Origin of the sequence: Rhodanobacter aciditrophus, from assembly GCF_042679525.1 — a bacterium.
GTDB lineage: Bacteria > Pseudomonadota > Gammaproteobacteria > Pseudomonadales > Marinomonadaceae > Marinomonas > Marinomonas aciditrophus.
Map to the genome: position 1 here is coordinate 103192 of NZ_JBHTMN010000003.1, position 15023 is coordinate 118214.

A 15023-nucleotide genomic window follows, 5' to 3' on the forward strand; every position below is an offset into this window, starting at 1 on the left:
AGGACGAGCGTTTGCGTCCTAGGCTGCTTCCTTTTTATTATCTTAGTGTACCGAACTTAACCTGAAGCAGAGGGTAATTGATGATAGAGCCGAGCCTTTCTCGAGATGTGACCGATGAGAGCTTTCTTCAAATTCAAGGCATTGTAAAAACTTACGATGACGTAGTAGCAGTAAATGATGTGTCTTTGGACATTGCCAAAGGTGATATTTTTGCCTTGCTAGGCGCGTCAGGCTCAGGGAAATCCACTCTTTTGCGTATGTTGGCAGGCTTTGAAGCGCCAAATTCAGGGCAGATTCTATTAGATGGTGAAAACATTGTCCCGCTTGAGCCCTATCGTCGCCCGATCAATATGATGTTCCAATCCTATGCATTGTTTCCTCATATGACCGTAGCTCAGAATATTGCCTATGGTTTGAAGCAGGATCGTATGCCCAAAGCATTAATCGCAGAAAAAGTCGATGAAATGCTTCGCTTAGTGCACATGACAAATTATGCCAAACGTAAGCCTGATCAATTGTCTGGTGGGCAACGCCAGCGTGTGGCGTTAGCTCGAAGCTTGGCAAAATCGCCCAAGTTATTGTTGCTTGATGAGCCAATGGGAGCGTTGGATAAGAAACTGCGCAACCGCATGCAATTGGAAGTGGTGGACATCATTGAGCGAGTGGGTGTGACCTGTGTCATGGTGACCCATGATCAGGAAGAGGCCATGACCATGGCGAACCGAATCGCCATCATGGAAGAAGGACGCATCGTTCAGGCGGGCTCTCCGCGGGATGTTTATGAGGCGCCAAACAGCCTGCAGGCGGCGGAATTCATCGGCAGTATGAACTTGTTCCATGGAGTGATTTCTGTTGATGCCCAGGATCATGCGGTGATTGACGCAGAAGGCGCCTCAACGCAGCTTTATGTGTCCTATGGTGTGACCACGGCCATTGAAGACAAGTCCGTGGTGTTTGCCGTGCGACCTGAGAAAACCTTAATCAGTCGTGAACAACCTCAGTCTCAATATAACTGGTGTAAAGGTGTGGTGCATGATATCGCTTACCTAGGTGGTCATTCTGTGTACCATATTCGCTTGGAGAATGGGCAAATCCTGAATTCATTTATGATCAATTCGGATCGTTTTGCCGACCTGCCTACATGGGAAGATGAAGTGTTCGTGTATTGGTCTGACGACAGCGGATTGGTTTTGCGCCCATGATGAGCTTATTGGATACCTTGAAACGACGTGTGATTTTTGGAAAGCAATGGGTGGTTGCTATTCCGATGGTTTGGTTGGTGCTGTTTTTTGCTCTGCCGTTTGTCATCGTTTTAAAGATTGCCTTTGCGGAAGCGGCTATCGCTATTCCGCCTTATACCGCTTTGGTGAGTCTGGCTGATCAAGCGCTTGATTTGCATGTGTATCTAGGTAATTTCGTCTTTTTGACAGAAGACGATCTCTACATTCATGCCTATCTCAACAGTTTGGAGATGGCGGCCATATCGACCTTTTTGTGTTTATTGATTGGTTATCCTATGGCTTATCATATTGCCCGTGCTAAGCCTGAAAAACAGTCCGTTCTCTTGCTGTTAATTTTATTGCCTTCTTGGACCTCTTTTCTCATTCGTATTTATGCTTGGGTTGGTATCCTGAAGAGTAACGGGGTACTCAATAATATGTTGCTCTGGATAGGTGTCATTGATGAGCCGCTGGCGTTACTGAATACGAATATTGCCGTTTATATAGGCATTGTATATGCCTATTTGCCCTTCATGATATTGCCTTTGTACGCTAATTTGGTGAAACACGATTACAGCTTAATTGAAGCTTCTCAGGATCTGGGGGCGAAGCGTATTACGTCATTCTGGAATATTACTTTTCCTCTCTCTCGTAATGGCATGATTGCTGGCTCTATGTTGGTGTTTATACCTGTTGTAGGGGAGTATGTGATTCCAGAGTTGCTGGGCGGTAGTAATTCTATTGTGATTGGTAAAGTCATGTGGCAAGAGTTCTTTAATAACCGGGACTGGCCGTTAGCGTCTTCTTTGGCATTGATTATGTTGCTCTTGTTGATGATTCCGATTCACTTCTTTAGGCGTTACCAAGAGAAAGAGTGGGAGGCGGGTAAATGATAGCGCGACCTAGTTTTTCTCAAGTTATGTTTTGGTTTGGTATGGCATTTTTGTATCTGCCCATGCTGAGTCTGATAATTTATTCTTTTAATGAATCGCGACTGGTCACCGTTTGGGCAGGGTGGTCGGTGAAGTGGTACGGTGAGTTATTCCAAGATCGTGACTTGATGACGGCTGTTTGGCGCAGTTTGAAGGTGGCCTTTTGGAGTGCTAATGCGGCGGTAGTGCTGGGTGTTTTAGCATCGGTGGCGCTGACACGATTTGGTCGATTTAAGGGACGATCCTTGTTGCATAGCTTGGTGACGGCGCCATTGGTGATGCCGGATGTGATTATTGGTCTGTCTTTGCTCTTGTTGTTTGTGTCCATGTCGGATTTGATTGGCTGGCCACAGAATAGGGGGCTGCTAACCATTTGGATTGCCCATGCGACTTTCTGTACCGCCTATGCAACCGTGGTGATCACGTCTCGATTGAAAGAGCTGGATCGTTCCTATCTTGAGGCGGCCATGGATCTAGGGGCAACGCCATTAAAGGCTTTTATACAAATAACCCTGCCGATTATTATGCCGGCTTTGGTGTCTGCTTGGTTGTTGGCTTTTACGCTTTCATTGGATGATGTGGTGATTGCGAGTTTTGTGTTGGGGCCTGGTTCCACTACGTTGCCGATTGAGGTGTTTAGTTCTGTACGCTTAGGGGTCTCTCCAAAGATCAACGCTTTGGCAACCATCATTATCTTGATCGTTTCCTTGGTGACTCTGTGTGTGTGGTGGCTGTCTCGCCGCAAACTACAGAAAAGTAAGGGGCACGCTTAAATTAGGCGCTGGTATCAATGTCACCTTCATGATGAATGGTGGGTGACTGATGCTCTGACGCGGTGCTCCCTGTGCCGTAATTGCCAATGTATACATATCCAAAATTTGGATCAGCAATGAGCAATGGCAGAGCGTCTCGTTCTTTTTCGTACCAAATTTGCAATCCGGGTACCGATATGGTGTAAGTCGCTCGAGTGCTGACATTATTGTAAAGGCTTGAAAGAGGCTGCTGCTCGCCATCTTGATCCATTTCAAACGTCCAGTGTTCTGGCAGGCTTTGCAACTGTTCAATGCTGTAGGGGGTTGTAAGCTGCTGGTTTGGTGGGATGCCTTGTAACCTCTGTATGGCTGAAGTGTTGAGATGCTGGATTCGAAATAGCAGCATCAGCTTTCGTTGTTGATTGCTTTTGCCCAATAGAGTGAACTCAAAACGTTTTTCAATGCCTTTCTTTTGTTGAGCCTTTAGATGCTCTGTGTAATCGGTTGGAGAATCTTGTGCTTGCTCGAGAGGTGGTGTCTGTAGCGGTAATTCCCAGTCTTCTTGGTTGGCGGCAAGCTGAGAAAGTGCCGTGACATCCAGTTTCTGGTTCTCAAACTGCTCTAATAAAGTTTCCAAAATGTTAGCGATGATGCTATCCACAGGGGTGAGTTCAAACGCTGCGTCTGCGGTAAGGGTGATGTGTTGAACATAGGTTGCGGCTTCGCTTAGGGTCAAACTGTCATTAGAACTCACAGTACGGCGTCGACGTTGAAACACCGTATCATCCCTTTCAGGAAGTTGTCGTAAGCGATTTACCGTATCGATGAAGATCATATCAGCATCCAAAGCAGTGGTTATTTAAAGCTTATCGGCTGAAAAAGAGAAGAGTTGAGGCTGACAAGTGTCAGCCTCAGGGAATCTTAGCGAAGCAAGTTAGAAAGCTTTGGGTTTGGCTCAATCGCTGCGCGGTATAAAAGTGCTACTTTACCGATGGTTTGTACCACTTCACACTTCAAAATTTTGCTGGTTTCTTCTACGTGAGCATAACGTGCTTCACGGTCAGCGATGCTATAACGCACCTTGATCAATTCGTGGTCTTCCAGGGCGCGGTCGATTTCGGTCAAGACGGATTCTGTTAAACCGTTACCTGCAATCGTTACTACTGGATTAAGTGAATGCCCAATGAGGCGATATTGCTTTTTTTGAACGTTCGTCAAACTCATAATTAAAATTTCTCATCTTAGTTGACCCTCTTTATTGGAGGCTTCAGAGGTTAGGCGATATTATAGCGGAATATTGGTCTGATTAGGTATGATTGCAAGGCTCCTGAAGGCAAAAAGTCAGGTTGGCGGAATACGGGGAACGTTTCCGGCAGGGCTTTGTCCATAAACGTGCTGAGGTGTCTTCTGATATAGTAAAGTGCGTCCCTTGATTCGACCTTGGTCACGAAAATATACGTATCAGGGTTGGAACTATGGGAGTGAATCTTGTAATTTGGAATATGACCCCAATATGTAAGCTCATGTATGGGAAAAGTTTTCTCGGACATGGTAAATAATCGGTGGTAATGCTTATCGCTCACGATCAATGTGAATGCTAAGCTTATAAAGCGATACGGGACCAATTTGGTTCGGCTGTGCCCCTAACAACCGATGCTTTCGTTGACTCGAAATGTATCCAACTAGGACGACAATTAAGGGTTGTTTGCAGAAGTGGCGAAAACGCTTCGTTTGATGACCATTAAGAGGTGTACTCTTGAACGATATGCTAAAAAATATTTTATTGTGGTTGGTAATTGCCGCAGTGTTACTGACGGTGTTTAACAACTTTAATACCTCTACTGAGACAAATAGAATCTCGTACTCCGAATTCGTGCAAGAAGTGCATGATGGACGTATTGCCCGAGTGGTAATCGACGGATATACGATCAGCGGCTCTCGTACGGGCGGAGACAGCTTTGAAACTGTTCGTCCTGCAGCACAGGATCCAAAAATTATGGATGACCTGTTGAGCAACAATGTAGTTGTGGAAGGTCGTATGCCTGAGCAACAAAGCATTTGGACTCAGTTGTTGGTTGCCAGCTTCCCGATCCTCTTAATTCTCGCCATCTTTATGTTCTTTATGCGCCAAATGCAAGGCGGTGGTAGTGGCAAGGGCGGCCCAATGTCGTTCGGTAAGTCGAAAGCGCGCTTGTTGCCTGAAGATCAGATTAAAACCACATTCGCCGATGTGGCGGGTTGTGATGAAGCCAAAGAAGACGTGGAAGAGCTAGTGGACTTCCTGCGTGAACCAGGAAAATTCCAACGCCTAGGTGGTAAGATTCCACGTGGTATCTTGATGTGTGGTCCTCCAGGTACAGGTAAGACCTTACTTGCGAAGGCCATTGCAGGTGAAGCTAAAGTACCTTTCTTCACTATTTCTGGTTCTGACTTTGTTGAAATGTTTGTGGGTGTGGGTGCGTCCCGTGTTCGAGATATGTTCGAACAAGCGAAGAAACATGCGCCTTGCATCATCTTTATCGACGAGATTGATGCGGTAGGTCGTAACCGTGGCTCTGGTATGGGCGGTGGTAACGATGAGCGCGAACAAACCCTTAACCAATTGTTGGTTGAGATGGATGGTTTTGAAGGTAATGAAGGTATCATCGTGATCGCCGCTACCAACCGTCCAGATGTATTGGACCCAGCGTTATTGCGTCCTGGCCGTTTTGACCGTCAGGTAACAGTGGGTCTGCCAGATATCCGTGGTCGTGAACAGATTCTTAAGGTACACCTTCGTAAAGTACCTGTAGATGATGATGTGGTGCCTAAAAACATTGCCCGTGGTACACCAGGTTTCTCTGGTGCTGATTTGGCCAACTTGGTGAACGAAGCAGCATTGTTTGCGGCCCGTTCTAACCGCCGCTTGGTTAACATGGAGCTATTGGAGCTTGCAAAAGACAAAATCCTAATGGGTGCTGAACGTAAGTCCATGGTGATGAAGGAAGAAGAGAAACTGAATACGGCGTACCACGAAGCAGGTCACGCGATTGTCGGTTACTTGATGCCTGAGCATGATCCAGTTTACAAGGTGACTATTATTCCTCGTGGGCGCGCCTTGGGTGTCACCATGTATCTTCCAGAAGAAGATAAGTACAGCTTAAGTAAGCGCGGTCTAGAGTCTCAGATCTGTAGTTTGTACGGTGGTCGTATTGCCGAGGAATTGATCCATGGCTTTGACGGGGTCTCCACAGGGGCATCAAATGATATAGAGCGTGCGTCTAGTTTGGCTCGTAACATGGTGACCAAATGGGGTCTTTCTGAAGAGTTGGGTGCTTTTGCCTACGAAGAAGACGATCAGCAGAGCATGACGGGTAGTAAGAATAACTACTTCTCTGCAGAGACTGGCAAAGTATTGGATAAAGAAGTTAAAGATATCATTGATCGTTGTTACCAGAAAGCGACTGATATCCTTGTCGAGCACCGCTCGAAGCTTGATATGATGGCAGACGCTTTGATGGTGTACGAAACAATCGATGCCGATCAAATCAAAGAAATTATGGAAGGTAAAAAGCCTAGCCCTCCAGCAGGTTGGACTGATCCATCTGGTGGTAATGGACCAGGCAGCTCTGAGCCAGAAGTAGCTCCTGAGCAGGCTGATACAGCGGAAGCACCAAAAGATGCGTCTACTGACCAAATGACAGGTCAAACAGGCCAAGCTTCCGTTTCTCAAAAAACCTCTGGCGAAGCGTAAGCTTCGCCAGACACCTCATCAAACGCTATTTGGACACATAATGTCTGTGATGAAATTTGGCGATAAGTCTCTCGACTTATCGCTTCCTCACGTTATGGGGATACTCAATGTCACCCCTGATTCCTTTTCTGACGGTGGTCAGCACAACTCTTTAGAGGCTGCGTTACGACAAGCTGAAAAGATGCTTGAAGATGGCGCTAGCTTTATTGATATCGGTGGTGAGTCGACCCGCCCTGGCGCAGCAGAAGTCAGTGAGCAAGAAGAGCTAGATCGTGTATTGCCTGCTGTGGAAGCTATTGCTCAGCGCTTCGATACGATTATCTCAGTCGATACGAGTACACCTTCCGTTATGCTGGAGTCGGCAAAGTTGGGGGCTGGGTTGATCAATGATGTTCGTGCTTTAGAACGTGATGGCGCAGTGGCTGCGGCCGCGCAAACAGGTCTGCCTGTTTGTTTGATGCACATGCGCGGAACGCCCAAAGACATGCAGCAGTCACCCTCCTACGACGCGTTAATTGAGGATGTGGAGCAGTATCTCCTAGAGCGTGTTGCTATTGCGGAAGCGGCGGGGATTCAGCGGGAACAAATTCTGCTAGATCCAGGGATCGGCTTCGGTAAAAGTTTGGTCCATAATGCCACATTACTGAATTACACTCAGAGATTTGTGGACTTGGGGTTTGAAGTGCTGATAGGAGTGTCCCGTAAAACTATGATCGGTGACATTTTGGGTGTGCCGGTTGATCAGCGTTTGTATGGCACAATGGGGGCAAATGCTTCAACCTATCTTAAAGGTGCGCGAATTTTTCGTGTTCACGATGTGAAGCCCCATGTAGACATGTTGAAAGTGATGCATCAAATAGAAGAGAGTCGAAATGCGTAAATATTTTGGGACAGATGGAATTCGTGGTGAAGTAGGGAAGGCGCCGATCACACCAGAATTTATGTTGAAACTTGGTTGGGCCGCTGGGCAAGTGTTCAAAGAACACGATAAAAAGATCTTGATTGGCAAGGATACGCGCATTTCTGGCTACATGTTTGAATCTGCCCTTGAATCAGGCATCGTGGCGGCTGGGGCGGATGTGCGCTTGGTGGGGCCAATGCCTACGCCAGCCATTGCCTACTTAACGAGAACATTTCGTGCCAGTGCGGGCATTGTGATCAGTGCTTCCCATAACCCTTATACGGATAACGGCATCAAATTCTTTTCAGCCCAAGGTGGCAAAATATCGGATGAAATAGAGGAACGAATCGAATACTTCCTTGATCAACCAATGGAAGTGGTGAAATCCGAATTAATTGGTCGTGCTAAACGTATCGATGATGCGGCCGGTCGTTACATTGAATACTGTAAGGGTACTTTTCCGATTGGCCTGCAGCTGTCTGGACTCAAAATCGTAGTTGATTGTGCCGATGGGGCTACTTACCACGTGGCGCCGCGAGTCTTCTCAGAGCTTGGTGCAGACGTGGTGGCTGTTGGGGTGAACCCAGATGGCCTGAATATTAATGAAGTTAGTGGTGCGACTAAGCCAGAACTACTTCGTAAAAATGTTTTGGCAGAAGGTGCGGATCTCGGCATTGCTTTGGATGGTGATGGAGATCGTTTGATCCTCGTGGATGCCAAAGGTGTCGTCCGAGATGGGGATGATGTGTTGTATATCATTGCCAACCACCTAATGAATACCGGCCGCTTCAATGGCGGTGTTGTTGGTACTTTGATGAGTAACTTCGGCCTTGAATTGGCGTTTTCAGAAACGGGTATTGGTTTTAGCCGTGCAAAAGTGGGCGATCGTTATGTAAATGAGAAGTTGCTTCAGCATGGTTGGGTGTTGGGTGGCGAACCATCTGGACATATTGTCTGCCGAGATATCACCACAACAGGGGATGGCATCATTGCTGCGCTGCAAGTATTGCGCGCCATGGTGGAAGAAGAAAAGACACTGGAAGAGCTGTTAGAAGGCTTGGTTAAATTTCCTCAGCGCCTGAAAAACGTACGGGTGGCCGAGCGTTTTGCCCCTGCGGAAGAGCCTTCCCTACAAAAAGCCATTGCCCATGCCAATGAGCGTTTGAACGGTTTAGGGCGCGTATTGCTGCGTGCATCGGGTACTGAGCCATTAATACGTGTCATGGTAGAGGGGCGTGACCAAGTCATGGTGGATGAGTTGGTTGATATTCTCACGGAAGAAGTGCAAGCGGTAGCAAATCGCAAAGCTCAGTCAATTGGCTGATTTCTAAACCTAAATTCTTAAATAGCGCTTGATATGCTAAGGGCAATTGCCTAGAATGAGCGCCTCGAAATCAAGGGTATCAATATGACACGTCGTAAGATTGTTGCTGGTAACTGGAAGATGAATGGCTCGTTAGGGTCGGTTGTTGAACTAGTGAAGGGCATTAAGTCAGATGACGCCGTTGATGTCGTAGTCGCTCCTTCGTTTGTTTACCTAGCTAAGGTAAGTGAATTAGTGCCTCAAGCTGGTATTAAGCTGGCGGCGCAAAATGTGTCCGAGCAAAACAAGGGTGCATTTACGGGTGAAGTAAGTTTGTCCATGCTGAATGACTTTGCGGTCTCTCACGTGATTTTAGGACATTCAGAGCGACGTGCTTTGTATGCTGAAACGGATGCGATGATTGCGCAGAAGGTTGAAGCAACACTGGCAGCAGGTCTAACCCCAATTCTATGTGTGGGGGAAACCCTCGAGCAGCGCGAAGATGGCACAACCCTAGCGGTTTGTAATGGCCAAATTGATGCGGTATTGCAGGTTGTTGGAACAGAGCGTTTTGCTGATGTAGTCGTAGCTTATGAGCCAGTTTGGGCTATAGGCACAGGTAAATCTGCTACATCTGAGCAAGCACAAGAAGTGCATAAAGGTATTCGAAATCACATTGCTCAGTCTTCTGAGACGGTTGCTGAAAAAGTAGCCATCCTATACGGCGGCAGTGTGAAGGCATCTAACAGCGCAGAGTTGTTTGCTCAGCCTGACATTGATGGCGCTCTTATTGGTGGCGCGTCTTTGGATGCACAAGAATTTAATTCGATCATAGAAAACGCGAAGTAGATTAATGGAAACTTTAGTTTTAGTTGTTCATGTATTAGCCGCCGTAGCTATTATCGGGTTGGTGCTAATACAGCAGGGTAAAGGTGCTGATGCCGGCGCATCATTTGGTGGTGGCGCATCACAGACAGTATTTGGTAGCCAAGGTGGCAGTAGCTTCTTTGGTCGTATGACCGCAGTATTTGCGTTGGTTTTCTTCCTAACTAGCTTTGGTTTGGCGTTCTTTGCGAGCGAGCAAGCTAAAAATGTTAGTGGCGGTTTGGATTTTGTTCCAAGCGCTCCTCAAGTAGAAGAAAACGTTGATATGCCTAACCTAGATTCAGGTGAAGCAGAATCAACTCAAAACAACGATATTCCTACAGTAGAGTAATCAGAATCTACTGAGAAAGAATTGCCGATGTGGTGGAATTGGTAGACACGCTATCTTGAGGGGGTAGTGGCCTACGGCTGTGCCGGTTCGAGTCCGGCCATCGGCACCATTCTTGAGAGTCCTGCTATGATGTAGTAGAATAAGCTCTCGTTGACGCGGGGTGGAGCAGTCTGGTAGCTCGTCGGGCTCATAACCCGAAGGTCGTCGGTTCGAATCCGGCCTCCGCAACCAACCTAGTTTCTTTCGAGAAACTGAGGTCTGAAAAGATCTTGAAGTTTGGATGGCCCCTATATGGGGTTTTTTGTTATCTGAACTTTTGTTAAATGGGCCTAGAGCCCGTTTTTTGTTTCTAGGGTTTTTATTCGGAGAAGTTATTTGTCTACTAAGTTTACACAGCTTGAAGAGCTAATCAGACCAGTAGTCGAGGGTTTGGGGTTTGAGTTTTGGGGCCTAGAATACCTGTCTCAGGGAAAAGATTCGGTTCTTCGTGTTTTCATTGAAACGGACTCCGAAAAAGGCATTGATGTCGAGGATTGTGCGTCAGTGAGTCGCCAAGTAAGCGCCATTCTTGATGTCGAAGACCCCATTACAGGCGAATACAGCTTGGAAGTGTCATCCCCAGGTTTGGATCGCCCTCTATTTGACCTTAACCAATACCAGCGTTTTGTTGGATCGGTTGTGTCGTTACGGTTGCGCGTACCCTTTGATGGTCGCCGTAAATTCAAGGGTCAGCTCAGTGGTATTGAAGGTGATGAAGTGGTTCTTCTCGTGGACAACGAGGAATACTTATTGCCAATTGAGTTGATCGAAAAAGCAAACATCGTTCCTCAGTTTTAATTTATTTAACCTTTAAGAGAGGCTAAAAGGATGAGCAAAGAAATTCTTTTGGTAGTAGAAGCAGTTTCAAACGAAAAAGATGTGCCTAAACAGGTGATTTTTGAAGCTGTAGAGACTGCATTAGCAAGTGCCGCAAAGCGTCGTTTTGAAGGCGATGTAAAAGTACGCGTATCCATCGATCAACGTACAGGTGAATACAAAACTTACCGTCAATGGGACATCGTTGCAGACGAAGATTACTCTGCACCAGATTCTGAATTGACAACTGATGACATGGAAGAGATGGGGCAAGCACTGGGTGCTGGCGAAATCTACGAAGAAGAAATTGAATCAGAAGAGTTCGGCCGTATTGCTGCGCAAACAGCGAAACAAGTGATCGTACAAAAAGTACGTGAAGCTGAGCGTGCGAAAATGGTGGCTCGTTACAGCGAGAAAGTTGGCAAACTCGTTCATGGTCAAGTTAAGAAAGTGACCCGTGACAGTTTGATTATCGATCTAGGGGAAAATGCAGAAGCGTCTCTACCAAAAGATCAGCTGATTAATCGCGAAACTTTCCGTATGAACGATCGTGTCCGTGCTTTGTTGCAAGAGATTCGCGAAGATTCTCGTGGCTCACAATTGGTTCTTTCTCGTACGTCTCCTGAGTTTATGGTGGAGCTTTTCCGCCTTGAAGTGCCTGAGATTTCAGAAGAAGTGATTGATATTCGTGGTGCCTCACGTGATCCAGGTCTACGTGCGAAAATCGCTGTGAAAACCAGTGACCGCCGTATAGACCCAATCGGTGCTTGTGTGGGTATGCGTGGCGCACGTGTACAAGCGGTATCGAATGAAATGAATGGTGAACGTGTTGATATCGTGCTTTGGGATGATAACCCAGCACAACTTGTTATTAATGCTATGGCGCCAGCTGAAGTTGACTCAATCGTTATTGACGAAGATGCGCACTCTATGGACGTGGCTGTGAAAAGCGACAACCTAGCGCAAGCGATTGGTCGTAATGGTCAAAACGTACGCCTAGCGTCAGCCCTAACTGGTTGGACGCTTAATGTTATGACCAGCGAAGATGCTCAAGAGAAACAGCAAGAAGAATCTCAAAAATTGATCGACTTGTTTGTGACAGCCTTGGACATCGATGAAGACCTAGCGATTATGCTGGTCGAAGAAGGCTTTGCAACGCTTGAGGAAGTTGCATACGTACCTATGGAAGAAATGTTGGACATCGACGGATTTGATGAAGATTTGGTAAACGAGCTACGTACTCGTGCTAAGGAAGCGCTACTAAACCAAGCGCTACAGGCAGAAGAGCAATTAGACGGTGCGAAACCTGCTCAAGACCTTCTTGAGATGGAAGGTATGGATAATCACCTAGCTCTTGTATTGGCGTCGAAAGGCGTTATTACCATGGAAGATTTGGCTGAACAGTCAGTTGACGAGTTACTCGAAATTGAAGGTATGAATGAAGAACGCGCAGCAGCATTAATTTTAACCGCGCGCGCGCCTTGGTTTGCTGAATCTGAATAAAATCTGAGTAAAAAGGGGGAACTTAATGACAGTTCAAACCGTTAAGATACTATCCGAGCTGGTGAACACACCAGTCGAGAAGCTATTGGCTCAGATGCAAGATGCTGGTCTGCCACAAAGAAGTGCAGACCAAGAAGTCTCTGATGTTGAGAAGCAAATCCTGCTAAACTATCTGAAACGCCAACACGGTGATTCAGAAGAAGGTGATGCAGGTCAGCGTATTACCCTGCAGCGTCGTACAAAAAGTACGCTTTCTGCTGGCGGTGCTGGAAAAACAGTCAATGTGGCTGTGAAAAAGAAACGAACTTATGTTAAACGTGATAATGCCGAAGATGAGTTGCAGCGCCAGCAAGAACAAGCTGCTGCACAACGTGAGGTAGAAGAAAAAGCACGTATCGAGGCGGAACGTGCTCGCGAAGAAGAACTTGCGAGACAGGAAGCAGAGAAGGCAGCCAAAGCGAAAGCAGAAGCTGAAGAATTAGCTCGACAAGAAGCACAGCGTAAACAAGCAGAGCGTGATGCTGCAGAGCGAGCTGCAAAGCAAACGGAGCAAAACGACTCCGATATGGGAGCGGATACACTCGTGGAAACACCAAAAGAGACTAAGACCAATCGTAAGGTGTCTCAACCTGAAGGCGAAAGCAAAACCAGTGCTCCAGCGCCTAAAGGTAAAAAATCACCGCCAAGAAGCGACCGTGAAAAAGACAAGCCTCGTGGTCGTCAGAACGATCAGAAACGTGGCCGCGTTTCGCTAAACGGTGATGAAGAATTCTCTCGTCGCGGTGGCAAGCGTAAGCTTAAAAAGCCAGCAGTGAAACAAGAGCATGGATTCCAAAAGCCGACGGCACCAATCGTCCATGAAGTTGCACTGCCTGAAAGCATCACAGTCGCTGAACTTGCTGAGAAAATGTCTATCAAGGCAGCCGAAGTGATCAAGGTGATGTTTAAGATGGGCGCTATGGCGACTATCAACCAAACGATCGACCGAGACACAGCAACCCTAGTGGTTGAAGAAATGGGTCACACGGTTAAGTACATTGACGAAAACGCCCTAGAAAATGACATGATCGATGCCATCGATTATGAGGGTGAAGAAATCAAGCGTGCACCAGTGGTTACCGTAATGGGCCACGTTGACCATGGTAAAACATCTTTACTTGACTACATCCGTACTACTCGCGTTGCAGCGGGTGAATCTGGTGGTATCACACAGCACATTGGTGCTTACCACGTTGAAACAGATCACGGTATGGTCAGCTTCTTGGATACACCTGGACACGCGGCATTTACGGCAATGCGTGCACGTGGTGCGCAAGCAACGGATATCGTTATCCTAGTGTGTGCGGCAGACGACGGCGTAATGCCACAAACCATCGAAGCCATCCAGCACTCTCGTGCAGCGGGTGTTCCGATTGTTGTTGCGATCACTAAGTGTGACAAGCCATCTGCTGATCTAGATAAAGTGCGTAACGAATTGGTTGCACAGGAAGTTGTTCCAGAAGAATGGGGTGGCGACATTCAGTTCGTAGAAGTTTCTGCGAAAACTGGCCAAGGTATTGATGAACTTCTTGAAGCGATTCTTTTGCAAGCGGAAGTACTTGAATTGACGGCTGTACCAAGTGCACCAGGTAAAGGTGTAGTGGTTGAATCCCGCCTAGACCGTGGACGTGGTTCCGTAGCAACCGTACTTGTTCAAAACGGTACTCTACGTAAAGGTGACATCGTTCTTGCAGGCCTAAACATGGGCCGCGTACGTGCGTTACTAGATGAAAACGGTAAAGCGGTTGAGTCTGCTGGTCCTGCTATCCCAGTCGAGATTCTTGGCCTAGACGGTACACCAGAAGCGGGTGAAGAATTCATCGTTGTTGCTGATGAACGTAAAGCCCGTGAAGTAGCGAACTTCCGTCAAGGTAAGTACCGTGAAGTGCGTTTTGCTCGTCAACACTCCGCTAAGCTTGAAAACATGTTCTCTGAAATGGGCAAAGACGAAGTCAGCACATTGAACATCGTATTGAAAGCAGACGTACGTGGTTCCCTAGAAGCACTGATCAAGTCTTTGACTGATCTAAGTACTGATGAAGTAAAAGTGAACGTAGTGTCCAGCGGTGTTGGTGGTATCACTGAAACTGACGCGACCCTAGCACTGGCTTCTCAAGCAGTAATCTTCGGTTTCAACGTTCGTGCAGACAGCTCAGCGAAGCAATTCATCGAGCGTGAAAACGTTGATCTACGTTACTACAGCGTTATCTACAACATCATTGACGACGTGAAACAAGCCTTGTCTGGTATGTTGACGCCAGATCTACGTGAAGAGATCGTTGGTACAGCAGAAGTACGTGACGTATTCCGTTCGCCTAAATTCGGTCTGGTTGCAGGCTGTATGGTTATCGAGGGTACGGTTTACCGTAACGAGAAAATCCGTGTCCTACGTGACAACGTGGTAATCTACGAAGGTGAACTAGAATCCCTACGTCGCTTCAAAGACGCAGTTAACGACGTCCGTCAAGGTATGGAATGTGGTATCGGCGTTAAGAACTACAACGACGTGAAAGAAGGCGACAAAATCGAGGTCTTCAAGACAATCGAAGTCGCTCGTTCACTTTAATAT

13 protein-coding genes and 2 tRNA genes are annotated in these 15023 nt (G+C 47.0%); 13 read left to right on the forward strand and 2 right to left on the reverse strand.

The genetic code is table 11. The features are described from left to right. Positions 1 to 80 precede the first annotated feature (80 nt). Genes potA through ACFQ45_RS01180 form a run of 3 tightly spaced genes read left to right on the forward strand, consistent with a single transcriptional unit; the run spans position 81 to position 2925 of the window. Complete coding sequence (potA, locus tag ACFQ45_RS01170) at positions 81 to 1202, forward strand: polyamine ABC transporter ATP-binding protein (protein WP_377364475.1); 1122 nt, start codon at positions 81 to 83, stop codon at positions 1200 to 1202. Positions 1203 to 1219: 17 nt separating this feature from the next. Continuing rightward, a complete protein-coding gene (locus ACFQ45_RS01175) occupies positions 1220 to 2113 on the forward strand; it encodes an ABC transporter permease subunit (protein ID WP_377365071.1) in 894 nt (297 codons plus the stop codon). Next, entirely contained in the window at positions 2110 to 2925 is an 816-nt protein-coding gene (locus ACFQ45_RS01180; protein ID WP_377364477.1) for an ABC transporter permease subunit, read from the forward strand. The genes ACFQ45_RS01175 and ACFQ45_RS01180 overlap by 4 nt, the downstream gene beginning before the upstream one ends. Before the next feature lies 1 nt (position 2926). On the opposite strand, the gene ACFQ45_RS01185 is transcribed toward ACFQ45_RS01180, so the two are convergent. Together ACFQ45_RS01185 and ACFQ45_RS01190 are read right to left on the reverse strand one after the other, a co-directional pair. Further along, positions 2927 to 3739 (reverse strand): hypothetical protein, encoded by an 813-nt coding sequence (locus tag ACFQ45_RS01185; protein ID WP_377364479.1) that lies wholly within the window; start codon positions 3737 to 3739, stop codon positions 2927 to 2929. Positions 3740 to 3825: 86 nt separating this feature from the next. Next, positions 3826 to 4128: a YhbY family RNA-binding protein gene (locus ACFQ45_RS01190; protein ID WP_377364481.1), complete on the reverse strand. Its 303-nt coding sequence runs from the start codon at positions 4126 to 4128 to the stop codon at positions 3826 to 3828. Between the two features lie 532 nt (positions 4129 to 4660). Between ACFQ45_RS01190 and ftsH the strand changes: the two genes are divergently transcribed. From ftsH to infB, 10 genes are all read left to right on the forward strand, one after another. Further along, on the forward strand, positions 4661 to 6637 hold the full coding sequence (gene ftsH / locus ACFQ45_RS01195; protein WP_377364483.1) for an ATP-dependent zinc metalloprotease FtsH: 1977 nt from the start codon (positions 4661 to 4663) through the stop codon (positions 6635 to 6637). A 40-nt stretch (positions 6638 to 6677) separates the two neighbouring features. Further along, complete coding sequence (folP, locus tag ACFQ45_RS01200) at positions 6678 to 7517, forward strand: dihydropteroate synthase (protein WP_377364485.1); 840 nt, start codon at positions 6678 to 6680, stop codon at positions 7515 to 7517. Beyond that, entirely contained in the window at positions 7510 to 8862 is a 1353-nt protein-coding gene (glmM, locus tag ACFQ45_RS01205) for a phosphoglucosamine mutase (protein ID WP_377364487.1), read from the forward strand. The genes folP and glmM overlap by 8 nt, the downstream gene beginning before the upstream one ends. An 84-nt stretch (positions 8863 to 8946) precedes the next feature. Further along, positions 8947 to 9690 carry a triose-phosphate isomerase gene (gene tpiA, locus ACFQ45_RS01210; protein WP_377364489.1) on the forward strand — a complete coding sequence of 248 codons (744 nt, stop codon included), beginning with the start codon at positions 8947 to 8949 and terminating at the stop codon, positions 9688 to 9690. A gap of 4 nt (positions 9691 to 9694) precedes the next feature. After that, entirely contained in the window at positions 9695 to 10057 is a 363-nt protein-coding gene (gene secG / locus ACFQ45_RS01215; protein WP_377364491.1) for a preprotein translocase subunit SecG, read from the forward strand. A 23-nt stretch (positions 10058 to 10080) separates the two neighbouring features. Further along, positions 10081 to 10166: transfer RNA gene (locus ACFQ45_RS01220), tRNA-Leu, on the forward strand. Positions 10167 to 10211: 45 nt separating this feature from the next. Then, positions 10212 to 10288, forward strand: a tRNA-Met gene (locus ACFQ45_RS01225). Between the two features lie 144 nt (positions 10289 to 10432). Then, positions 10433 to 10894, forward strand: a complete 462-nt coding sequence (rimP, locus tag ACFQ45_RS01230) for a ribosome maturation factor RimP (protein ID WP_377364493.1) — start codon at positions 10433 to 10435, stop codon at positions 10892 to 10894. Between the two features lie 30 nt (positions 10895 to 10924). Next, complete coding sequence (nusA, locus tag ACFQ45_RS01235; RefSeq protein WP_377364495.1) at positions 10925 to 12415, forward strand: transcription termination factor NusA; 1491 nt, start codon at positions 10925 to 10927, stop codon at positions 12413 to 12415. A gap of 25 nt (positions 12416 to 12440) precedes the next feature. Then, the gene (infB, locus tag ACFQ45_RS01240) at positions 12441 to 15020 is read left to right on the forward strand and encodes a translation initiation factor IF-2 (RefSeq protein WP_377364497.1); all 2580 of its coding nucleotides are present in this window, start codon (positions 12441 to 12443) and stop codon (positions 15018 to 15020) included. The last annotated feature ends 3 nt before the right edge of the window (positions 15021 to 15023 follow it).